Here is a 25,305-nt window from a genome sequence, read left to right as displayed (position 1 = left end):
TTTTGTTAACTTTGCAACTTGAAATTTAGTTCGTTGAAAATATTGAAATTACAAAATCCGTAGTACCCGAAAAACGAATCCTATGAACGTAATATGCTCATATGTAGGCAGATATAAAATATTGTTCTCAACTTGGGTTAGGTGCAATTAAAATAAAACGTATTCGATTGAAAATAATAACACTCAATAAAATTATGAAATGGAGCTTGATTTTATTCGTTTTCACAATAATCGCTTGTTCGGTTAATCGAGACATTAGAGATAAGACTAAAACAAAAATAATAAGGCTTACTTCGTTAGATTTGACTTTAGATAGCCATTTTAAAAAGGGGGATTATATTATATCGATTAGTGATAGTATTGGAAATGACTTGTTAGAACGGTTTATTAACCTTCCAGACTCTTGTGCTTTCAAAAATGACACAGTTGATTTAGATATAACAGATGCGTATTGGACAAGAAGTCCTATAAAAAGAGTGATACGCAATTGTATTGAAATGAATGATGTAAGGATTTATTCAATTCTTGAATCAAAATATATTTATAAAATAAAGAGGACTGTTTCAAAATCAAAATATAAAGATATTCACAATCGCTACATCTACACAAATGTGGTAAGTGGTGATACAATTCTTTATTCACATTCATTTGATACAGGGACACCACCATTTTGAATTAAATAATTTTTTTTAATAAAAGCACCTAATAGAGTAGGCGGCTGATGGCAAAATAACTACCAGTGCACCTCTCACAGCTCTACTGAGCCTGTCGAAGTACCACTAAGCGTACGGATCTCGTACTTAGCGCTTCATTAAGCAAAAGAAAATTTCACAGTTTTATCCAAGTAACAATATTTTGATTAATTTTATTGTTTAATAGAGGTTTATTGAAAAATTGAAGATATGAATTATAGAATTATAAAAATGTTGGTTTCGTTCCTTGTAATATTTTTGTTTCTAATAGGAGCAACAAGCGATACGGACGATAAAAGAAATAAAGTCTTAATAGATATTATACATCAGGGATTGGAAAGAAGTCATTTTTTAGAAGTAAATTTAGATGATAAGTTTTCGCAAAAGATGTTTTCTCTGTATATGAAACGACTTGACTATAGCAAGCGCTTTTTGTTGAAGTCAGATTTCGACCAACTTTATCGTTTTGAAAATCAATTAGATGACCAAATAAAACAAAGAAGCTACGAATTTTTTAATCTTTCGAATAATATAATCGAACAAAGGATAGGAGAAGTCGAGCATTTTTACCAAGAAATTTTATCTAAACCTTTTAATTTTGAAACAGATGAAACTTTGGAGACCGATCCGGAAAAAATTGAATATGCAAATTCGTCTGATGAGTTAAAGCTAAACTGGAAAAAATATCTTAAATATCGCACACTTGCTCATCTTGCCGATAAAATAAAAACTCAGGAAAAAGCCATTGCTGACAATGACACGAGCATCAAAATTCAAAGTTTCGACAGTTTGGAATTTGCTTCGCGCGAAAAAGTTAAAAATACCTTCGATAATTATTTCAGACGCTTAAAAAAGATAGAACAAAAAGATAGAAGAAGTTTATATTTAGTCTCATTCACAACAACATACGATCCGCATTCGGTTTTTTTTCCACCAAAAGACAAAGAGAATTTTGACATTTCAATGTCGGGGCAATTCGAAGGTATTGGTGCAACCCTAAGCGAAATTGATGGTTATATAAAAGTACAAAGAATTGTTCCGGGCAGTGCTTCCTGGAAACAAGGAGAATTAGAGGTAGGCGATATAATTTTAAAAGTTGCTCAGGCCGATGGCGAACCTCTCGATGTGGTTGATATGCGACTCGACAAAGCAGTAGAATTTATTCGAGGGAAAAAAGGCACAGAAGTCAGGCTGACAGTGAAAAAAGTAGATGCTTCTATTGTTGTAATTCCGATTATCCGCGATGTTGTAATTTTAGAAGAAACCTATGCAAAATCATCAATTATCAATAGCGAGAAGAAAATTGGTTATATAAAACTTCCGAAATTTTATGCAGATTTTAATAAGCAAGGTTCTGCCAATTGCACTGACGATATGAAAGTTGAAATCGAAAAATTAATGGACGAAAATGTCGAAGGATTAATTTTAGATTTGCGTAATAACGGCGGTGGCTCGCTAATGGATGTTGTAAAAATTGCAGGTTTGTTTATTGAACAGGGCCCGATAGTTCAAGTGAAAGCCAGAGTTGGCAAACCAATAATTCTTTCTGACGAAGATTCTACAACTATGTATGATGCACCTTTGATTATCATGGTTAATTCTCATAGTGCATCGGCTTCAGAAATTTTAGCAGCCGCAATGCAAGATTACAAGCGTGCTGTGATAATTGGAACATCATCGACATTCGGAAAAGGAACAGTGCAAAAGATGATAAATTTTGATCATCTTTTACCACCAAAGCTGAACGATATAAAACCTCTCGGTGCAATGAAACTTACTATTCAGAAATTTTATCGCATAAATGGAGGTACAACCCAACTGAAAGGTGTTGTGCCAGATATTGTTTTGCCCGACAATTACAAATATATTGAATATGGCGAAAAAGAGCTCGATTTTCCTATGGAATGGACAAAAATTGAGCCTTTAGAATACAATACTGCTGATTTAAACAACGAATTGAAAATACTTCAGAAAAACAGCAAGAAACGTATTAAGAAGAGTGAAAAATTCAAAATTGCAGATTCAAATGCACAGAGATTAGAAATTCAACGAAAAAACTCAATTAGAAGCTTAAATCTGGAAAAGTATCAAAAAGAACGAGCAAAAATTAATAATGAAGCAACAGTTTATAAAGAAACAATGAAAAAACCAACGGGTTTGGAAGTGTTCTCCGTTCCTGCCGATACTTTTGGTTTGGCTACAGATTCTGCAAAAATGGATATAATTTCTGCATATTACGAAAATCTTCAAAAAGATGCTTACTTGTTCGAGGCTGTTTCTGTTATGCAGGATATGATTGATGAGTAGTTTTTATAATATTTATTCATCAATTCATTTTTTTACATTTAGCTATGAAATGCCTATCTCCCAAATTATCAATTTGATAGTTGAGATTTGCCCTTTCCATTTGTTCTTTTACTTCATCAAAAGTAAAGGCTGCCAACAATGAATTGTAGAAATCTTCCTGCAAAACCTCTGGTTCACTTGCCGAAATTGATTCCACAATTTTCTTAGCTTTATCGATAGAATCCGGGCGAATTAAATCCATAACATAAATTTGGGTGTGGTTGTTTGCCAATCGGTTTATCTCAGCCCAAAAATCATTAGGGCTTGGGATATGATGCAAAAGGTCTTTTGAAATAATCAGATCGAATTTTCCTTCTGGCAAATTCAAATTTGGCAATATGTCTTGTAATATTTCAACCCTATCCGTTAAATTATGTTTTGCTATTTTTTGTGTTGCTAAATCTACCATTTGGGCTGATCCGTCAATAGCAAAAATTTGCACATCCGGAAGTTTTTTTGTCAATTCAATATCCAAATCGCCGGGACCGCAACCTAAATCTAAAATATTTCCAGTTTTTATTTTTGAATTTTCAATTATGTAATCTATAAATGAATGGTTCGAGAAAGCAAAGTCTGCATTACTGTATGCAAGTGTTTGTTCTTCATTTTCCATTAGTTCAGGTTCGAGGATTCTTTTCATAATTTTCTGATATTTATTTAAACATTTTGTCAAGAAAGCAAATTATACTGTAATTTCGCCACTGATTGATTTGTTGAGACAACTTATAATTTCTTGCTTGTTTTTTTTATTTCCAAACAAAAACATGAGTTTGCATAATGCGGCTTCGGTAGTAATGTCGTAACCGCTCACAACTCCTGCATCAGACAATGCAATACTTGTTTCGTATAAACCCATATTTACACTTCCTGCACTACATTGTGTTACATTTAAAATAATTATTCCTTTATCTACTGCTTTTTTTATCTCGTTTACAAACCAATTGCTTGATGGAGCATTGCCTGATCCAAAAGTTTCAAGAACAAGAGCTTTGAGCCCCGAGATATTTAAAATTGAACTTACAACATTTTTAGAAATGCCGGGAAAAACCTTTAGAACAGCAATATTTTCATCCATTTTAGTGTAAATTTTAATATCGCGTTTCACTGTAGGATAGTGAATTACAGAATGATTATATTTGATATTTATTCCAACTTTTGCTAATTTAGGATAATTATCAGACTGGTATGCATCAAAATATTCGGCACTGTATTTTGTAGTTCTATTTCCTCTAAACAGTTGATTTTCAAAATAAATACAAACTTCTGGCACTAAGGCCTGTCCATTCTGACGAGCGGCTGCAATTTCAATAGCTGTAATCAAATTTTCCTTTCCATCTGTTCGTAGAGTTCCTATTGGCAATTGTGAGCCTGTAAAAATAACGGGTTTGTGTTGATTTTCGAGCATAAAACTAAGAGCAGAAGCGGAAAATGACATTGTATCGGTTCCATGTAAGATTACAAAGCCATCATGTTTATTATAATTTTCTTTAAGAATTTTCGTCAGTTTAATCCAAGTTTTTGGATTCACATTTGAGGAATCGACTACTGGGTCGAAAGTATAAGTTGACAGATTGTAGTCGAAATTTTTCAATTCGGGAACCTGTTTCAAAATATGGTCGAAATCGAATGGTACAAGCGAGTTATTTTTCTCACTTCTAAGCATTCCAATGGTTCCGCCGGTGTAAATTATCAAGACTGAGGGTTTTTGCATTTTTGTGTTTTAAAATAAATCATTTAAACTGACTCACCTCGAATTACAGAGGAAATACATCATAGAACTAACTGTTAGTCAATAGTTTCTACCCTTAAACCAATATCCATAATAAAGGGCAAATGCCTCATGCGCATGGCCTGTTCAAATTCGAAAGTATAAATTCCAGCAACAGGAAACCGAACGTTTTTTTTATACAAAATTTGATTGTCCCAAATATCTCCCATACCATCGCCAAGCCATTTTCCGCTTAGGTCTGCCAAAACGCAATCAAAGGTATCTCTCAGAAAATAGCCATCCGGAGAACTTGTCTTTATGAAAAGATAAATGTTGCTATATTGATATAAGTCTGTATTTCGGATGTTTACAAAAACATTATGAACAGCCAAAGTATCTGAGATTAATACTTCAAAAGTTGCTTTTTTTTGGTTGTCCCAAATTCCTTTTTCGATTTTTATGTTTTCTTCAAACACTTTTTTTGTGTCGCAGGAACATAAAAAAACTGAAAGAATTCCAATTATTATAACAATTTTTTTCATTAAGAATATTACAATATTTATTTATTTTCCTTTCTATTATTTTCCTTTTTGGGTTTATGTTGTTTTTCGCTATTACCGTTTTTTGACCTATGGCGATTAGGTTTTTTCTTTTTCTTTGCTTTTTCCTTATCGTCGAAACGAGTTAAACTCTCTTGCCCAACGGTATCTTCATATCCAACTACATTAAACATGTTTACCGGATTTTTTTCAGACAACTCATCAGGAATTACTCCTTTTGAATTCAGTTTTATTATTTCTCTTACTCTTTCGAGCGGAAGCGGAATAGCATTAAAAGCGTGTTCTTTATCGTAAGAATACCAAAGGATTTTTTTATAAATTTCGGTTTTTACATGAAATGCCGTTCCGTTTTTAGATTTTAACTCAATAGTCGAAGAAGGAAAATCTTTTTGAGCATCAATATAACAATCTATCTCGAAGTTTAAGCAGCACTTCAATTTACCACATTGGCCTGCTAATTTCTGTGGATTGAGAGAAAGCTCTTGATTTCTGGCCGAATTAGTCGAAACCGAAACGAAAGATTTGATATGAGTAGCACAACATAATTCTCGCCCACAAGGTCCTATTCCGCCAATTCTGCCGGCTTCTTGTCTGGCACCAATTTGTCGCATTTCAATTCTAATTCTGAAAGTATCGGCCAAAATTCTTATTAAAGCACGAAAATCGACTCGTTCTTCAGCAATATAATAAAATATTGCTTTGGTTTTGTCGCCTTGAAATTCTACATCGCCAATTTTCATGTTTAGCTTCAATTCTTCGGCAAGTTTTCGGGCTTTTAGCATAGTTGGAATTTCCGACTCTATTGCAAGTTCCCATTTTTCTACATCCAAAATTTTTGCTTTCCGATAAATTCGCTTAAACTCAGAATCTAAAGAAATTCCATTTTTCTTTAATTGAAGATAAACCAAATCTCCAACAAGCGATACAATCCCAATATCGTGTCCCGGCGAGGCTTCCACAGCAATTATATCGCCGTTTCTAAGAGGAATATTATTAATATTTGAATAAAATTCTTTTCTTGTATTTTTAAATCTAACTTCTACTATATTACATACTTTTGCACTTTGTGGTAGGTCTTTCAGCCAGTTCTCGACATTTAATTTGCAACAACCGTCTGAAGTGTGTACCGGTCTGGCCAAATCTTCAAAATCTACTTTTGTACATCCCCTCGAAATTTTCCCTTCACTTATCATAATTTCATCTCTATTCATTTTTTCAATAAATGCAAAACTACATAAAATTATGAATTTTTGAGATTTTGAAATTTGGGCTAAATCTTATTTTGAGGTACTGAAGAGAAATGTTTTGGTGATAGCTATTTGTAAGCTAAAATGCTAAATTGCATTATCATAGGCTGTTCTTCGAAAACCTTAGGAAACAAACTCCTTCGAAAGTTTCATGAAAATAACCTTTTATGTCATCTAAAGGTAAATTGAATTTGAAAAAGGTTAAAAGTCCGATTTGCGTTTTTACATGTTATTGCATTCTGAATTTTAACAGTTTAGGGGACTTCTATAAATGCAAATTTCTTCGTTGTTTCAAAATCCTCATTTACAATAGTAAACTGCGGTTTTGAAATTTCTTACGCCTTGAAATTTGATATTTTTAGAAGTCCCCATTATCAAAATGTTGAAAAAAAGTTCGTTTTCTTTTGAAAAATTTGTTTTAATACGAAAACAAATTTAACTTTAGCAAAAAATTAGTTTTATGAAAGTTTTTCAAAGCCAATATAAATACTAAAAACCGAATTATTGGCTATTGACCGACTTTGAAAAAAATAAAACTGATTTCAGAAAATTGTTAATGTTTTACTACTAATAGTTACAAGTGAAAAACTATTTCTTTTTATGCGACATTTTTTATCTGGGGGAAACAAATTAATAAAACCATGCCTTGAAATGTGGGAATATTTTGAGGCTTTTCAAACCAAAAAATCTACCACCAATTAACAAAAACTATTATAACAAATCAGTGTGTCTAAAGTGTTGAATCTATGATTGTTGTGAAATTTATTTTAAGCGCAAAGAACGCTAAGTTAATGAGTATTTTTTCTTTGCGAAACATTGCGATTTACATGGCGATCTTTGTGGTTATAATATTTATTTTGCTTTAGTTTAGCATGTTACAATTTATTGTCATGCACTGATTTGTTACAAACTATTAATTTAAATTTTATGATTATGAGACTTAAAAATATATTTACAATAGCTTTTCTAAGCTTAATCAGCTACTCAATTTATTCTCAAAATATTCAGTGGCAAAGTGCTACAAATTTTGGATGCCATGCTTATTACTATTCAAGCGCCTTCGATAATAATGATGATTTAATAATGATGGCAGAATATTTGGCAAGTCCTGTTTTTGCTGATACTACAATATCATGTCCTCAATGTTATGCTGGCAGTTCCAATAACCTTCATTTGACATCAAAAGTTGACATAAATGGCAATTTGTTAATTCCGGATATGACCGGTGGATACAATTTTGTTTTCGATCAGCAAAATAACTACTATTCTTCATCCAATTCTTATATAGGCAGTCATCTTCGTAAAGCGGATAGTAATGGCAATCTTTTATGGTCAAAATACTTTGCCAGCAATTCAACAACATCGGATGCTGCAATAATCTCAATTTCTGTTGCTGATAATAATTCAGTTTGTGTTGCAGGAATGTTTTATGGAGGTACAGCATTAAATATTAGTAATATATATTATCCTATGCAGGACACCATTCATGCTTTTGCTGTACAGTTTGATTCGATGGGCAATGTTGAGTGGGTCGTTGAACTACAAAGTTTAAACAACAACTATAATCCAAATATTGGCACACAATCATCTATATACGACAATAATGGTAATGTATATATCGCTTGGGATTATTCTGTTTACAAAATTTATCAGGGAAATATTGTTTGGCAACAACATTATCCTGATTTTCATATAAGCGAAATAGGAGTATTTTATTCTGGTGATTTATTTTGTATTGGTTGGTTTTATTCTCCAACAATTACAATTGGTAGCCAAATATTTACAAACGATGCAAACTATGGTTTTGATTTTCTTATGGCAAAAATTAATTCTTCAAATGCAAATGTAATTTGGGCAAAAAGTGGGATTAATATTTCGGGCTCCTCTGTTAGTTCTTTATTTTCAATTGATCAGAATGATAATATCTATAATTATCTTGGTTCTTCAGGAAATGTTTATATTGATTCTATAAATATTCCATTTGGCGGTTATTTGGCAATGTATGATAGTGATGGAACCTTCCAATGGGCAGAAAACTTAATAGTTACAGGATCTTCTTATACTATTAATGATCTACAAATTAATCAAAATGGAGAATTGCTTTTTTTTGTAGAGGGTTTTAACAGTGGAATCTATGTTTTTAGTGCAGATACACTTATTACAAGTGGTAATCAATTTATCTTCGCCAAAGCCACCCTCCCCTCAGCCCAAACACAAAGCCAAAGCCAAAATATTTCTTTAGTTTCGGGCTGGAGTATGATTTCTACATATATCGAACCTATGAATAATGATATAGAAAATATTTTTTCAACAATTGTTAGTGATGTTATAATAGTGAAAGATGGGGTAGGAATGGTTTATTGGCCGCAGTATAATATCAACAATATTGATAGCTTTACTATAGGAATGGGCTACCAGATAAAAATGAGCAATCAGAATACATTGCAGGTTTCCGGTGAGCAAATTGTTCCTGAAAATGAGATTATTCAATATCCTGCCGGCTGGAGTTTAATTGGGTTTTTATTAGATACAATTTCACCATTAGAAACATATTTAGGTTCAATAAGTTCAGAAATTGAACTTGTAAAAGACGATTTGGGAAATGTTTTTTGGCCATTGTACAGCATCAATAATATTGGAAATATGGCACCCGGCGAAGGCTATCAGATGAAACTGGCGAATGCTATATATTTCACCTACACGCCTTCACAATAGAAAAGAATTCCTGAAAGGACGAAATGCAATAGCGCAGGCTTTTTTATTTCAAAATTATTTGCAATAGAATTTTCACTTTTTTATCAAAATAGCAAGCTGAACAGCCAAATCGAAGAAAATAATTTTTGCATTGCCATTTCTTTCTATATGAAAATGTGTATTATTTATTTGGTCATTTATTTCGCTGATGTTATCATTATTTATGAATGGAGAAAATTTCGCGGAAAAGTCGTTCTCTTCGTTCGTCAAATAATTTATCTTAGGCTTATTGAAATTTAAGATAAAATTTTCACGAATCATTTTCAAGGAATATTTCAGAAAAGATAATTGCTTTTCTCTACCTATGCTTGCAATTTCGTCAACCCAACTATCAATTTTTAGCATTTCCTTAGTGTAACACATCCGAAAAAGTGCAATGAACTGTTCTAAGTTGAATTTATTTTCTTCGTTTTCTTCGAAAAGACTAAGAGCCTTGGTGTAGTTGCCATTTGCAAGATGCAGAATATTTGACAGTTTATTTTCATCTACTTCAAATTTCGATTTTAGCTTTTGCAAAAGGCTTGAATCATCAATTTTAGGAATTTTGATTAATTGAGTTCTCGATAAAATTGTCTTAATAATTTGGTCTGTATTTTCCGAAACAAGAACAAAAAGTGTTTTTGGTGGCGGTTCCTCAATAATTTTCAGTAATAAACCAACGCTTGTATTTTGCATTTTTTCGGGCAGCCAAATAATCATTATTTTATATTCCGATTCAAATGCCTTGAAATTCAGTTTTCTGATTATTTCATTTCCTTCTTTTTTGTAAATTACGCCTTGCTTATTTTCTATTTTGATTTTTTTATACCAATTATTCAGGCTGAAATATGGGTTTTCTATAAATATTTCTCGCCATTCTTTGATAAAATCATTGCAAACAGGCTCGTCATTTGCTTTTTTCTTAAAAATTGGAAAAGCAAAATGAAGGTCGGGATGTACTAGTTTTTGAAATTTTCGGCAAGATAAACATAGGCCACACGAGTCGTTTTCAGTTCTATTGGTGCAGGAAATATACTGAGCAAAAGCCACCGCAAGTGCCAATTTCCCTGATCCTTCGGGTCCGAAAAATAGTTGAGAATGACTCACTCGGTTTTCTTCAACCGACCTAATCAATCGGTTTTTTATGCTTTCCTGACCTATAATTTCTTTAAACTGCATAGTTTCATTAACTTACTATTAAAAATACTTTTGTAAAGAAAAGGAAAATATCAATTCTCATTGTCTAAGAATTTTTATTTCTGAATTTACTCCAACTTTTATTATGCTTGAGGGCTTTCTTTTCCTTAAATCGTTTTTGCTATGATTAACTATTAAATCGACCGCATTTTTTATTTCATCTTCAATTGAATGGAAATTTTCAGGCGATGGTTTTCCCGAAATATTTGCCGAAGTAGAAACTATGGGTTTCTTAAATTTTCTAATCAAATGACTGCAAAATTCATCATTAACAATACGAATTCCGATACTTTTATCCTCGTTTATTAAATTTGATGCTAGATTTTTTGCATCTGGATAAATAATCGTAAGAGGATTTTCAGAAACATCAATGAGCTCCCAGGCAATTTCTGGAACTTCTTTTACGTAGGTTTGAAGTTTAACTTCATTGTCGAGCAAAACGAGCATACTTCTTGTGTCTTGCCTTTGTTTTATTTCAAAAATCTTTTTCACTGCTGCCTGATTTGTAGCATCGCAACCGATACCCCAAATTGTGTCTGTTGGGTATAAAATGGTACCACCGGCTTTTAGTACCGAAACTGCTTTGTCTATTTCATTTTTTATGTTCATTTGCTTTATCAGAAAATAATTAATTATGCATAAATAGGGGATTTTGGATTTGTTATAATGCTAACCTATTCATAATATAGACTATCAATAAAATTCACGACATTTTTGATTGAAAGGTGTTTCCCATTTTCAAGAAATATTCAACATATTTTCAAAAGGGGCAATTCTCATTTTTGTAAGTTCAATATATTTTTGACTAATTTCAAATCCTACAAATTTTCTTTCACTTTTTAAAGCAGCTACGGCAGTACTACCACTACCCATAAATGGGTCCAAAATAATGTCTGTCTTAAAAGAATAAAGTTGCATCAATCTATGAGGTAAGTCAAGTGGAAATGGTGCAGGATGACCTACTCTTCTTGCTGATTCAGCATTGAATGTCCAAATAGATTTTGTCCATTCCATAAATTCATCTCTCGAAATTGAGTTTTGCTTTGTTTCTTTCTCGTTTCTATTACGGTCTCTTTTATAATCTCCTTTTGAAAATATTAAAATATACTCGTGAATATCTCTTAAAATTGGATTAGAAGCAGACATCCAACTGCCCCAAGCAGTTGAAGGACTTGCACTTGCTGCCTTATTCCAAATTATCTCACCACGCATATTAAAACCAATCTCAATCATAATTTTAGAAATATAATCTGAGAGCGGAATGTAAGGTTTTCTCCCAAGATTTGCAACGTTAACACATGCTCGACCTCCATTTACCAAAACTCGATACGTTTCTTCAAAAACACTTTTCAGCATTTTTAAATATTCTGTCAACGACAAATCTTCATCATATTCTTTTGAAACATTATAAGGAGGTGAAGTAATCATTAAATGCAGTGAATTGTCTGGAATCATTGACATATTTTCTGCCGAACCAAATATTGTTGAGTTTAGCAATTTTTCAGGAAACGAGTTAGTCTCTTTGCTGACTTGTATTTTGTTTGATATTTCTTTGTATAATTTAGAATCATAGAATTTGGATGAATCGTGATTTATTCTACCAATTGTTCCAAACGAACTTGATTCTGTGCCCTTTTTTCTTTGATATGTAGTTTCCTTTTCCCCCATTCTAATCATTTATTAAACTTAAAAACTTCGTTGCTTTCAAAATATCATCTTTTTCTTTTGAAGATACAGTAATAATTTGTCCTAATTTTCTTTTAGGCAACATTGAAGAAAAGAAATTCAAGTCGGAATTAACTACTTCTGAAATGTAATTGCTTAAATCTTGATATTCATTGAATGTTTGAAAACCTTTGTTAATACTATTTTTAATAAAGTCATTTGTGGGATTTGGATATAAGGAAATAAAACTTTGTATAATTCCCGCCTTTTTCAAGAAATCCACTTTTTGTAAGTAGTTTTTTGTTATTGGGCTATTTCCAAGAATGATAATTGGAATTTTTGTTGATTCTGTTCCAGAAACTCTAATATTTATAGATTTTCCAATTGCTTTCAACATCGAATCCGAACGAAGAATTGAAGGATTACCTTTATGTTTTTTGTAGTCTCCTACAAATTTTACTTGGTCATTTTCAAATTTGTAGTTATTTACAATACTCATTTTAATTTCAAAGAGCAATTTTATATTTTCTGGTTTTTGGAGAGTTTCATTTGTTGTGCAAAATGCTAAATCAGCATCACTTTGGGTTGTTAATCCAAGTTCAGGACAAACAACACCATTGACTGCAAATATCCCTAAACTTTCAGCAATTGGTTGAAAAAAGTCTTTACTCCATTTTTCAGTATATTGTCCAATTAGTGAATTTCTGCTTTGTAAAGTTTGTCCTTCTGTAGTTTTTCCCTTTGGGACGTATGCAAAATATCCATCGGTTAATTTATAAAATAATTGTTCCGGTGAAGCAAAATTTTTCATTGCTTCAGTAAAATATTTCTTTTCAATCTCTGTATCCCAAAATGTCATAACTAATTCATAGATTTAAAATACAAAAGTACTTATTAAAACGGTGTTTACTAAATCTATTTTGTTTTCTGTTGTATATTCTTCAACAAAACAAAGTATATATAATTATGCAAAAATAGGGAATTTTCATTTTGTGTTTTTCTGTTGGAAAGTTATCCATTGCCATTTTCATTTCTGATTTTTATCAACAATAAAAAATCTTTTTGAAATTGAATTTCCATATTCATCAACAACTGTCATTGTATGTTTTCCTTTCTCAGGTTGTATTCCTATTTCATGGAAATGTTCGGTTGTGCCAATAAATTCGTTATCTAAATGCCAAAAAACTTTAGTATTCGGTTCACGATGTACGATCTTAAAAACCACTTCACTTAATCTTTCATCAATATCTTTTGGAACATAAATATTTCTGGATTCTCCGGGGTACAAAAACTCCATCATATCAATAGAACTTACACCTATGCAGTCGGGACTGTATGGGGGCAATTTTCTGTAAAATGGATTTTTTGTTCGAAAGTACCATTCCCAACTTGGGGGCAAAACGAACCATGGTTTATGGTTCATATTTTGTTGAGGATAACATTTTGAGTTTACACGATACATTCCAGTAGAATCGAGGTGAATAATTTTGTGAAAGGGACAAATACCGGTCTTATTTGTTTGGGCAGAAACCAAAATTGTATCAACATTTTCGCAAACTGTTGATGAGATGAATCCACTTTCCTTGCAAACAGGCAGGAGTTTCATATCATCATAGGGTGTTTCAAACCAAACTGTAACAGGAAGTTTATCGTAAATCTCAAACATGATTGGTGCTGCTGCAGAAACTCCAATCAAACCCGGGCGGCCTTCTCCATCGGCATTTCCTACCCAAACCCCAACAGTGTATTCCGGTGTTACGCCAATTGCCCAGGCATCTCGAAACCCAAAACTTGTTCCTGTTTTCCAGGCAATTCGGCGCGACGAGCTAAACATTTCCCAGCCTGTTTCGGTTTCAGGACGATTTACTTCCAATAAAGCCTGAAAAGTAGAAAATATAGCTGAAGCGGAAAATATGCTATACTCATGGTTCAAACTTATATTCGGCTTTTTTGTTTTAGAAAAATAATAATCGCATTTTTCCCAGTTGTCCTGGCTATATTGGCTGCTATTTTGAGAGTAATTCGAAACAACATTTGCCATGTTTGAATATGCGTTTGCCAAATCCCACAAACTGGCTTCTGCACCGCCCAGAATAAGCGATAAACCATAATATTCGGCAGATTGGTTTATGTGTGAATATTGCATTTTATGTAAGTATTCTAAAAATTTCTCAACTCCGTATTTTTGCAATAATCGTATCGCCGGAATATTTAGGGAACGCGACAAAGCCTTTTTGGCAGGAACTGCACCATCGTATGTCAAATTATAATTTTTTGGTGAATATCCCTGCATTTGTGTAGGGACATCGGCTATGAGCATATCCGGCAGCAAATATCCATCAGTAATCATAGCTGCAAATAGCAGAGGTTTCAGAATGCTTCCGGTACTTCTCGGAGAACTTATAATGTCCACATCGCTGCCGTGCTCAGATTCTTTGTTTTTAGTATTACCTACATATGCAATTACCTTTTTTGTTCTATTGTTAATAATAATTGCTGCTGCATTATATATTTGATTGAATATCAAATTTTTGTGATGTTTATTTATAATTCCCGTAAGTTTGGTTTGCAAACTAAATTGCAAAGACGAATGCAAGCGTTTTCCTTTGAATTCTAATGCAAATTTTTCTAATAAATGTGGAGATAATCTAGGCAATCTATGTGGTTTTTCAGGAATTGGTTCAAGCAATGCCAATTCGTAATCGAGAGAATCTATATACTGTTTTTTGTATAGTTTTTTAAGCAAACGATTACGTTTTTTCAGAAGTTGATTTTGAGCTTTGCCGGGATAAATTAAGGAAGGTGCATTTGGCAAAACGGCAAGTGTAGCGGTTTCTGCCCATGACAACTGAAAAGGAGAACGGGTATAGTATCTCCAACATGCCGCTTCGAGACCTACCACATTTCCACCAAAAGGAGCATTGTCAAGATAGATTTTCAGTATGTTTTCCTTAGAATTCCATAATTCATATTTTGTTGATAAAATAATTTCATATAGCTTTTGAAAATAGCTCCGCTCTTTGTTTCCGCAGGCAATCCGAAGCAATTGCATAGTGATGGTGCTTCCTCCACTTACAATTTCGCCTGCTTTTAAATTTAGTCTGAAAGCACGAAAAAGCGAAATTGGATTTATTCCGGGATGATAATAAAAATATTCGTCCTCAAAAAGTCTGATGCAGGCATCCATTTTTTTTGGAATACTATCGAGCCCGGGAAAACGCCACTGTCCGTCGGCGGCAATTTTTGCTCCCATTAGTTTCCCCTCGGAAGATTCTATAACCGTAGATGTGGGATTGTCAATTTCTGGAATAGGAATTGTAATATAAAAAAGTAAAATGAATACCAATATGGCAATCCATTTTACTTTCTTTCTTTTCAGAAATTCTGACAGCATTTTTTAATATAATAATTCATAATCCAGATACTCTATTTCACAACTTTAACCCATTGTCCTGTAGTTCGTGAATTAATCCTATTGTCGTACATTGCTTCGCAATAAACAGTTGGCAAATAGTATTTCCCAACGTAAGCTGCATTTAGTAAAACAACAAAAGATTTTACTCCACTAGATTTTAAATCAAAATATGTATAAATCCTGTCGTCTCGAATATCCTGATAATCTGGCTTGTCAATTTCTTGAGTAGAGCCAACATCAAACATTCGGGTATTGTGAATTTCCCAACCAGATGGAAAAATCTGAGTAATTGCCATTTCCCGATAATTACCAAACGTTCCGGGATTTTTTAAAGTTACAATTGCTTTAAAATCTGTACCCTGAGTTATAGAGCCAATGTCTATATTTTTACCATCAATTGTTCGATATTCAATTTTCATTGAAAGATTATTGTTTTCAGGTGCTAATGTATTTTCAAGCGGAGTTCCTTCCACAGACAAATTTACATATAAAATTGAATTTCCCTTGTTTTCAACTTTCGATTTGAAACTTTCAACTCCCGATATTTTCTTTTGAAATTGTTTAATTGATTTATCGGTTCTTATTTCGTCCTTTTCACTAAAGAAACTAAAGCTAAATTCAAGATTTTTGTCAGTCAATTCTGCATCGTCAGCAAATTTTGCCATAGCCATTAAGCAATATGCAGTTTCCTGAGTGCTAAGCCATTGCTGTGAGCTTAATTTGCTTGAAATTTTTTCCATTAGTGGGATTGCTTCATTTTGCTTTTTTAATAAAGAATATGTTTCCAAAATCATAGCATAATCGCGGATTGTTGAGCCATAGGTATATGAAAGCTCACGATAATCTTCAATTTCCCAGGATAGAGTTTCAAGCATTGAATTTGCAATATTTTCTTTTCCTGCTAAAGTATATGCCGCTGCCAGACGCCATTTTGCCTGTTTGCTCAAGTGTGTTTGTTCGCGCAGGCGATTCATAGCTCCGATTTCTGCCTTTCCCGCCAAGGCAAGGGTATATAATCGATATGCCTGATCGAGCCATGACCAGTTTTTGTTATCGAACGACCAATTTCTGGCAATGCGCTTTTGGTACGATAACCAGTTTTCTTTTAATCCAATTGGTAAAGTATATCCCTTTTTTTCGGCTTCGAGAATGAAATGCCCTGCATAGCTCGTGCCCCATCCACTTGCCTTATTTCCTCCGGGCCAATAGCTATAACCACCTTGAGGAATTTGAAACGAAAGTATGCGTTCTAATGCAGCATGTATATTTATTTCAATCATATTTTTCATTTCATCGTCCACTTCCAAAACTGAAGATAAATATAGTTGAGGAAAAGCAGCTGAGGTGGTTTGCTCTATGCAGCCATGAGGATATCTGAGCAAATATTTTAAGCGGCGACCGAAATCAATTGGCGGCATATTGGAAATTTCAAGGGTAGCACTGTTTGTTCCTTCTATACCAAAAACTTTTGCATCTGTTTCCCAACTTTCTCCAGCTTTGATAATGGAAGAATAGGTTTCAGTAATTGGTGGATTTGATGCCCGAATATCCATTTCAATTTCATATTCGGCTTTTTCATTTCCTGAAATAGCTACAATCTTCACTTTTCCTATCCCTAAATTTTTTGCTACTTGTAAATCGAAACTTAAATCAGATTCTCCAATTTCAGTAATATTTATTGTTTTTTCGTGGTTTCCAATAATTTCAAAAAACTCATTTGTTTCTACGGAAATATTAACCTTTTTAATTTTTTCGTCCATTGCAAATAAAGTAACGGGAAGTTTGATTTGCTCATTAGGCCCAGCTACACGTGGCATAGTAGCGAGAAGCATCAATGGGTTTTTCACTTGGGTAGATTTGTTGTCGAATCCGTAAGCTCCCTCATTTCCTGCAACTATCATTGTTCTGACAGCTCCAATATATTTTGGAAGTTGAATATTGTGGGTGTTAGTTTTGTTTCTTTTTAGCTCAAATGGACCAAGAAATGTAACTACGGGTTTAAATCTGTTGGCTTTCTTTTTATCTTTATTGATGATATCTTCGTCTCCTCCTATTGCAAAAACCTGCTGAATTTTTCCGCCATAAGCACCCAGAACCATATCGAACATATCCCAGGTTTTCACGCCAAGTGCTTCGCGGGCATAAAATGTGTTCCAGGGATCGGGCGTTTTGAAACGTGTAAGATCGAGTAATCCTTCGTCAACAATGGCAAGAGTGTATGTCATTGCTTTTCCGTTTTGTTCATTAACATCGATTTTGAATTTCTGTTCTGATCGAAGTTCTTTTGGCATTTCAATGACAGGTGTCAAACGAGTTTCAAGGTCTTCAACAAATAGTGGAATGACACCGTAGAGACGTATCGGCAAATCGTTAATAGTTTGATTATGAGGCTGAACCAATGTAATATTTACATAAATATTAGGTGTCATTTCCTCTGTTAGCTTAAATTCGAAGGATGTTTCTTTATCATTGGTTTCTACCCAAAATGTATTGATCACACGAGTTCCATTTTCTAAGCTTACCAAAGCACGTCCGTCTTTACTGCTTGGGAACGAAATTTTTGCACTTTCGCCGACATTATATTTTTTCTTTTCGGCAGAAAACATTAGCATGCTTGCACCTCCAGGATTTTCTCGCTGACCACGACCTGCCCAGCCGGGCCAATCTACATAAACAGTTTTTCCGCAAATATGTCCAGAATTGTCATTTATTCTAATTAGATAGCGTCCCCATTCAGGATATTTTATTTCGAAACTAAAATCGCCAATACCATTTTTATCAGTTGATACATTTTCTGTGAAAACTGGTGTATATCGGCTTGTTCCAATATATGATGCAAGATTATCGGTTCCGGATGCCCACCACCAGCGCCAATGAACTTTGTAGATATTTACTTTCAGGTTTTTTCGTGAAACAGGCTTGCCGTTGGCATCTACAGTAACTACTTCAACTTTTTGTTTTTCATCAGTCAGAAGCATTCCTCTGAGTTTGTCTCCTTTCGGAGTTTTCAGACCAACATAATAGTTGAAAGGAGCATAAGGTATTGAGAATTTGTCGATACTAAATTCGCCACCTTCTTCAAAAACACGTGTAAGAAAAGTGGCTTTTAACATCCCTGAAGTATTGTTGCCAATATCGAATTTTGCATGAATTTTTGCATTTCCATCACTATCAATTCTTTCATCGAAAATGGTAAATTCTTCGGTCTCAAAAGAAGAGGCAGGATCATCAAAAATATAATCTTTGAAACGGTCGAATTTGGTTTTTATCTCGCTAAGTTTTACATCGACCTGTGCTTTTAAGTTTTTTGCTATTGCTCCATGCAGCCATTTAACATTCAAATTTCCAGCAACATTACTACTTTTGGCTGTGAGTTTTTCAGTACCAAAATCAATATTTATTTTCAAGCGATTTGGCTTAACTGCCTCAATGCGAAGCGATTTGTTAAACTCTACACCACCAACTCTAATTTTTGCACTCCACGTTCCAGTCTGAGCATCGGCATCGGTTGCTATTTCGAAAGTATAAAAACCATTTATGCCATTCGTACTTACTAATCGTTTTACTATTTGCACATTAGGATCGTATAATTCGAAAATGACAGGGTGATGTTCGGGAAGTGTTTTTTCTTCATCTTCCAAAATGAAGCTAACAAACAAAGAATCGCCCGGACGCCAAACACCTCTTTCGCCATAAATGTATCCTTTTATCCCTTTCTGTACAACTTTTCCTGATACATCGAATTTGCTTAACGAAAGGGAAGAACCATCGTTAAGTTTTAGATAGCCACGCTGGTTGCCTTTTTTTGCAATCAATAAAAATGGTTTTTGGTCGAAGCTGATTGAAACTAATCCTTCATTGTCTGTTTTCTTGCTATTTATGAGTTGTTGTTGATAATTATAAACTTCAACCTGAACACCATTTAAAGGTTTTGTAGAGTTCAAATCGTTCACTGCAATTTGTAATTTTTTATTTGTTCCTGATTTTGCAATAATTCCTAAATCGGATGCCAGAACATTTCTGGAAACTTTTTTATTTCTATAATATGCTATGTGACAAGGATTTTCACGTTCACGTCTGCTATAATAATAATAGTCATAATCATAATAGTCTTCGGCTGAGTCCCAATATGTTTGTTCTTTCTCATCAGAATCGTCCCATTGTTCTATCTCGTCTTCGGTGTCCTCATGCGATTCGGCACATGGATATAAAGAATATTGCTTTTTAAAACTTAGCTCTACTTTGTAGATGGCACCCGGATCGGCTTTAATCAGGTCTGAAAGCTCTATTGAAAAAGCATTCCACTGGCCATAGTCAATTACATTTTGAGAAATAAGTTCTATTTTTTTCTTTAAAATTAATCTGCCTACTCGTTTGAGTTGATAATCTCCGTCGAGCTGATTTACTTGTAAAAATTGTGCAATATTATCTTCAAAAATCTTCACAATTTTTACATCTATTGCCGAAAGGTTTACTGCCTCAAAAGGAAATTTTAATCCATCTGAATTTGGCATTATTACTCCATTTCCAATCAATCGCACTTGTGGTTTGATTGCTTCGAAAGTTAATTCTTGTTCTATTTTTTTAGGTGTTTTATATGAGTTTGTGTTCATTATTCCTGCCTCAACAATTACCTCTTTCGTTCCGGTAAATCGTGATGGCGTGTATGCAATTATTTCGCTACCATTAATACTGAAACTCAAATCTTTCTCACCTTTTATTCGAATTAGCCCTCGCAAATCCTGCGACTTGTATATAGGATCGCTAAAACGTAAAAGTATATGTTGGTCTGGTTGCTGAATTACAACCATTTGCATTAGCCTAAAACTGTTAATCGAAGGAATTTCAATAATTTCCTCAGTGTCTTCAATTCCAATCTCGTTTCCTTTTATCAACAATTTCAGTTTTCCGTCTTTTTCTTCTCTTGTAATATTTTCTGCTATAATTGTATGCAATCGTTTGATATTATCGTGCTTCCACTTGAGCTCTTTAGATTTTCCTTTGTACTCGGCAATTGTAATTCTTTCTAAAGTTTCAATTTCGATATAGTCGCTGCTCGAAATAGTCAATTTAAACTGATTGTCGCTTAGATTCTTATTTGAGTACGGTTTGAGAATAGTATTTTTTATTGAAAATTGTTGATGACTTGTTTGAAACTGAAACTCAAATTTGCTGTATTCTTCAGGAGTATCTTTTATTTTTTCTATCCAAAATGCTGATTCATATAATGTTCCGTAGGGCAACAATTGTTCAGGCCTAAACTCAATTGTTCTATCGTCAATCCAATATGATTTTCCTTTTAATTCAGGATCGAAATCGAAAAACTTGTCATCAATTTCTGCTCCTGATTCTATTTGAAAATCGACAGGTGAAGCCAGTTTTATTCGTATGTTCGATTTCACTGAAACAATTCCTCCGGTATATCCCGATATATAATTGCTAAAACCGGAATCAATTTTTATTGGTGGAGGAATCTGCTTTTTTGTTCTTAATAGAAAAGTAGTTATAGCAGCAATCCCAAAAATAGCGATAATGAGGATGAAAATAGTCTTTTTTTTCATAATGTTTTTTTGGTTGGAAGTTTATGAATATATCAATTTAAATTTTTTCTCAATTAATTAAAACCAGTTTTATTGATATTATTTGTCATTTTATTTCTCGGGTTTTCAGAAAAATTGAAGATTATTTTAAGTAGGACAAATTTTTTATCAACTAATTCAACAGAAATATTTTTAAAATTATTGTTAAAAATTTCAATTTTTCGACCGATTTTCATTTTAACAAAAGTAGGCATTATTCTGCATTTAGAAAATTAAAATAATTTAGAAAACTTAATTTTCAGGTGCTAAATTTACTGAACAAATTGAAAGAGAAAATAGTGATGAAATACTTTAAAATGTTGTATGGTTCAGACTTAATAAAATTAATTTTCTATGGATTATTTTGAAATTGCAGAAAAATTCTATTGATGATGTATTTTTCCCATTGTACATATTGGTAAATTTTAACTTAGTATTTACATTTTTCCTAAATATTTTATTTAAGTTTGTATAAATTCTTTGTGCTCTATTAATGAATATGAAGTAATAATTTGAATGGTTTTTCTCATTAATAAATGGGACTGACGTGGCGAAGCTGTGAGCTAATTCTGTTTTTTCGCAAGTTTTATGAAACAATTGAAATATTTCTAAGTAAAACCTAAAATTTATAATTTCGGAACAAATAATTTAAAAATTCCAAATTTTTGATTTTGCAAGAAAAAGTATTAATAATAATACCAGCATACAACGAAGCCTCCACCATTACTCAATTGATAAAATCTTTAAAGTCGTTTAACGATCAATGGGATATTATTATAGTTAATGACGGATCGTCTGATGAAACAGGAACTCTTGCCGAAGAGACAGGCCTTGTTAGTGTCGTAAATTTGCCATACAATTTAGGTATTGGAGCAGCCGTACAAACAGGATTTAAATATGCTTTCGAAAAAAAATACGACTACGCATTACAATTCGATGGCGATGGACAACATCAGGTAAATGAAGTTGAAAAAATTTTGAATATTGTTGTAAACAACGAAGCAGATATTGCCATTGGTTCAAGATTTAATAAAGAATATAAAGGATATAAAACTCAGCCACTGAGAAGAATAGGAATTAAAATCTTCGAGTTTTTTAGTTATTTTCTAATACGCCAGAGAATAACAGACCACACCTCCGGATTTCGAGCTTTTAATAAAAAAACCATTGCATTTTTAAAGGATAATTATCCGGTAGATTATCCGGAACCAGAAGTTATTATTTTGCTTGGACGAAATGGATTTAAAATAAAAGAAGAATTTACTCAAATGTTTAAACGGCAGGGCGGCGTGTCATCCATTTCTGCTGCACGAGGTCCGTATTATATGATTAAAGTAATTGTTGCGATGTTTATGGCATCTATCCGTTCGAAACAAATAAAAAAGAAATAATGCTAAGCTATTATGTTTTTCAGAAAATTCAGGCAGTTGCTATTGCATCTAGCATTTTAATGTTTGTGGCACTCCTGTTGTTAATCAGGAAAAAGAGAATAAAAGAGGAGTTTTCGCTTTTGTGGCTTTTTTTTGGGGTAGTATTTATTGTTTTTTCAGTTTGGCGATCAGGACTTGATTTTGTAGCTGGAATTGTCGGAATATCGTATCCTCCTGCTGCAATGTTCATGCTTTTTATGCTGGCTTTTTTCTTAATTTTGATTGAATTTTCAGTCATCATCTCAAGACTTTCAGACAGAAATAAAAACCTTACTCAAGAAGTTGGACTGCTTAAAATGGAACTTAAAAGCATTAAGAGTAAAATCGAAAATTTAAATATAGATAAAAAAAAAACATCAAACCATTGAATTTGGAAAAACTTATGAAACCAAAATCTCAAAAAACAACAAAACCCGAATCTGTTCAGCCCAAGTTTGTCAAAAATTTTAGCTGGATTGCTGTATCCATTACGATATTGTTAGGATTTCTGATATACTCAAATTCATTTGATGCAGAAATGCAGTTTGACGATATTCTGCAAATTGAAGTAAAAACACGAGTTAACGACATTTCACAATTTGCTTCAATTTCGGAATGGACTAATATTAACATGCGACCTCTTGCATATTTTACATTTGCCATTAATTATTATTTTGGGGAATATAATGTTTTAGGATATCACATTTTTAATTTTGTTATACACTTGCTTTCTGCCATTTTCGTTTTTTTTCTTGCAAAAATGATTTTTATGTCTGCATCGGGGAAGAAAACATACGAGAATATAAGATTTTACAATATAGCAGCTCTGTTTGCAGCTTTACTATTTGTTAGTCATCCTATTCAAACGCAAGGAGTTACATACATAGTTCAGCGAATGACTTCGCTATCGGCAATGTTTTATATTTTATCGATTCTTCTGTATGCAGTTGGCAGAAAAAATCATATTTCAGGAAAACTTAGTAAAGCATATTTTTTATATTTCATAACTTTTGTTTCCGCATTATTCTCGCTTCTGTCTAAGCAAATTGCCATAACTATTCCATTAACAATTCTTTTTTATGAATTCTTTTTCGTGAGAAACGGAGATGGAAAACCATTCAACAAATATTTAATCTATGCGTCTATTCCGATAATTGCAGCAATTTTGTTTGCGATTTTTGCAGGTCTCATTCCTAAAGAAACAGATAGTATTTCGCGTATAGATTATCTTATCACTCAATCGAGAGTTATTGTTAAATATTTTCAATTGTTGATATTCCCAATTCAACTGAATGTTGATTATTATTTTGAAGTTTCGCATACAATCTGGGGCTGGAAGGAGATTTTAAGTATAATTTTTATTCTTGCTTTGCTTAGTCTGGCAATAGTTTTCCGTAAGAAAGAACCAGTCTTTTCTTTTGGTGTAATATGGATTTTTCTTACTCTTTCTGTTGAGTCAAGTATTATTCCTATTCGAGATGTGATTTTTGAACATAGACTTTATCTACCAATGTTTGGATTTGCCCTTACTGTATCAGTATTATTTTTGAAATATTTCTTTAGAAAGAAAATGCAATTTCAAATTGTTTTTCTAAGCATAATAATAATTCTTTTAAGTGTTAAAACATATAGTAGAAACAAAGTGTGGCAAAATCAACATTCTTTGTGGATAGATATTACTGAAAAATCGCCCAATAAACCACGTCCGTTTCATAATTTGGCTAAAATATATTTAGACGACAAAAATTATGCAGCTGCACTAAAAAATGCTGAAAGAGCAGCTTATCTTAATCCGGAAAACGGACATGCTTTTTATATAATTGGAGTTTGCCACGAGCAAACCGGTGATACTACACTTGCTATTTTTAACTATAAAAGGGCAATCAGATTTGATGACAAAGCCACACGTGCAATGAACAACTTTGGTAGCATTCTTATGAAACAAGGCGAATATCGTTTGGCAATTCGTCAGTTTTTGATGGCTCACGAAATTGAGCGTAAAAATATGTCAGTTTTGCAAAATCTTTGCGTTTCTTTTTATAAAATAGGAGACTTTGAAAATGCTATTAAATTCAATAATAAACGATTAAGAATTGCACCAAACAATGCAGTGTTCTTATCCAGTCTTGGACTTTCGCATTTACGTTTGAAACAATTCGACTTGGCAATTGAGGCATTTACGAAAGCAATTGAAAAAAAACCAAATCTAATAAATCCATACATTGACATGGGAACATGCTATTTTTATAAAGAGGATTATGAAAAAGCCTACGATTTTTATTCGCAAGCTCTAAAAATTGATCCTCGAAATCAAACTGCTCAGCAATACTATACTATGACTAAAAAGATTTTGAGAAATAAATAATAAACTATTCTTTATTTCTATTAATCCCGATTTAAACCAAATTGCATTTTGATATTGCCCTAAAACATAGATATATGTAAAAACCCAATTGTGCCAATTTCAACATTCTGAATTCGCATAAATAGAAATATTTATAAAATAGTTTTAACCTGAATAATTCATTATTAATGTAGAAATTCTTTCTCTATTAGTTTTTTATTGATTATAACCCAACTAAAGGTATGTAAACAATAAATAAAAAACAATTACCAGCAATTCCGCAAGAAAAAAAAGAACTCTTTATGTAGCTGAAGTTTAGAGAAATATGATTTAGGCTAAAATTTATTTTTCTTGCTATTTTTTTAGTTTTACTCAGATGAACCACATTTATCATAAATAACTGATTCTAT

The 25,305-nt window shown here is 32.8% G+C and carries 16 protein-coding genes; 6 read left to right on the top strand and 10 right to left on the bottom strand.

Annotated features, from left to right (window positions below; translation table 11 throughout):
- Positions 1-194 precede the first annotated feature (194 nt).
- Both HN894_08295 and HN894_08290 read left to right on the top strand, forming a co-directional pair.
- Positions 195-674, top strand: coding sequence for a hypothetical protein (locus tag HN894_08295; protein MBT7143325.1), 480 nt, complete (start codon positions 195-197; stop codon positions 672-674).
- 228 nt (positions 675-902) lie between these two features.
- Complete coding sequence (locus HN894_08290; GenBank protein MBT7143324.1) at positions 903-2,999, top strand: carboxy terminal-processing peptidase; 2,097 nt, start codon at positions 903-905, stop codon at positions 2,997-2,999.
- A gap of 19 nt (positions 3,000-3,018) precedes the next feature.
- On the opposite strand, the gene HN894_08285 is transcribed toward HN894_08290, so the two are convergent.
- From HN894_08285 to HN894_08270, 4 genes are all read right to left on the bottom strand, one after another.
- The gene (locus HN894_08285; GenBank protein MBT7143323.1) at positions 3,019-3,678 is read right to left on the bottom strand and encodes a class I SAM-dependent methyltransferase; all 660 of its coding nucleotides are present in this window, start codon (positions 3,676-3,678) and stop codon (positions 3,019-3,021) included.
- 42 nt (positions 3,679-3,720) lie between these two features.
- Positions 3,721-4,749 (bottom strand): type I asparaginase, encoded by a 1,029-nt coding sequence (locus HN894_08280; protein MBT7143322.1) that lies wholly within the window; start codon positions 4,747-4,749, stop codon positions 3,721-3,723.
- Between the two features lie 74 nt (positions 4,750-4,823).
- Positions 4,824-5,288, bottom strand: coding sequence for a gliding motility lipoprotein GldH (locus tag HN894_08275; protein MBT7143321.1), 465 nt, complete (start codon positions 5,286-5,288; stop codon positions 4,824-4,826).
- Positions 5,289-5,305: 17 nt separating this feature from the next.
- Positions 5,306-6,517, bottom strand: a complete 1,212-nt coding sequence (locus HN894_08270; GenBank protein MBT7143320.1) for a hypothetical protein — start codon at positions 6,515-6,517, stop codon at positions 5,306-5,308.
- A 969-nt stretch (positions 6,518-7,486) separates the two neighbouring features.
- On the opposite strand from HN894_08270, the gene HN894_08265 reads away from it, so the two are divergent.
- The gene (locus HN894_08265) at positions 7,487-9,268 is read left to right on the top strand and encodes a hypothetical protein (protein ID MBT7143319.1); all 1,782 of its coding nucleotides are present in this window, start codon (positions 7,487-7,489) and stop codon (positions 9,266-9,268) included.
- Positions 9,269-9,340: 72 nt separating this feature from the next.
- Here the strand turns inward: HN894_08265 and HN894_08260 are convergent, their stop codons facing one another.
- The 6 genes from HN894_08260 to HN894_08235 all read right to left on the bottom strand — a co-directional run bounded on the left by HN894_08260 (position 9,341) and on the right by HN894_08235 (position 21,124).
- Positions 9,341-10,465, bottom strand: coding sequence for a DNA polymerase III subunit delta (locus HN894_08260; GenBank protein MBT7143318.1), 1,125 nt, complete (start codon positions 10,463-10,465; stop codon positions 9,341-9,343).
- Positions 10,466-10,522: 57 nt separating this feature from the next.
- Positions 10,523-11,092, bottom strand: coding sequence for a threonylcarbamoyl-AMP synthase (locus HN894_08255; GenBank protein MBT7143317.1), 570 nt, complete (start codon positions 11,090-11,092; stop codon positions 10,523-10,525).
- Positions 11,093-11,221: 129 nt separating this feature from the next.
- On the bottom strand, positions 11,222-12,151 hold the full coding sequence (locus HN894_08250) for a site-specific DNA-methyltransferase (protein ID MBT7143316.1): 930 nt from the start codon (positions 12,149-12,151) through the stop codon (positions 11,222-11,224).
- A 1-nt stretch (position 12,152) separates the two neighbouring features.
- On the bottom strand, positions 12,153-13,007 hold the full coding sequence (locus tag HN894_08245) for a hypothetical protein (GenBank protein ID MBT7143315.1): 855 nt from the start codon (positions 13,005-13,007) through the stop codon (positions 12,153-12,155).
- A 168-nt stretch (positions 13,008-13,175) separates the two neighbouring features.
- Positions 13,176-15,542 (bottom strand): penicillin-binding protein 1C, encoded by a 2,367-nt coding sequence (pbpC, locus tag HN894_08240; protein ID MBT7143314.1) that lies wholly within the window; start codon positions 15,540-15,542, stop codon positions 13,176-13,178.
- Between the two features lie 32 nt (positions 15,543-15,574).
- Complete coding sequence (locus tag HN894_08235) at positions 15,575-21,124, bottom strand: hypothetical protein (protein MBT7143313.1); 5,550 nt, start codon at positions 21,122-21,124, stop codon at positions 15,575-15,577.
- Positions 21,125-21,807: 683 nt separating this feature from the next.
- Here HN894_08235 and HN894_08230 point away from each other — a divergent pair.
- From HN894_08230 to HN894_08220, 3 genes are read left to right on the top strand one after another with little or no spacing between them, the layout of a single operon-like run.
- Entirely contained in the window at positions 21,808-22,533 is a 726-nt protein-coding gene (locus HN894_08230; GenBank protein ID MBT7143312.1) for a glycosyltransferase family 2 protein, read from the top strand.
- Positions 22,533-22,940 carry a DUF2304 domain-containing protein gene (locus HN894_08225; GenBank protein MBT7143311.1) on the top strand — a complete coding sequence of 136 codons (408 nt, stop codon included), beginning with the start codon at positions 22,533-22,535 and terminating at the stop codon, positions 22,938-22,940. Before HN894_08230 ends, HN894_08225 begins: the two co-directional genes overlap by 1 nt.
- Positions 22,941-22,942: 2 nt before the next feature.
- A complete protein-coding gene (locus tag HN894_08220) occupies positions 22,943-24,916 on the top strand; it encodes a tetratricopeptide repeat protein (protein ID MBT7143310.1) in 1,974 nt (657 codons plus the stop codon).
- The last annotated feature ends 389 nt before the right edge of the window (positions 24,917-25,305 follow it).

The organism is Bacteroidota bacterium, from assembly GCA_018692315.1.
Lineage (GTDB): Bacteria > Bacteroidota > Bacteroidia > Bacteroidales > JABHKC01 > JABHKC01.
The sequence above is the reverse complement of the archived record's forward strand: the minus strand, read 5'-3'. Positions and strand labels throughout refer to the sequence as shown.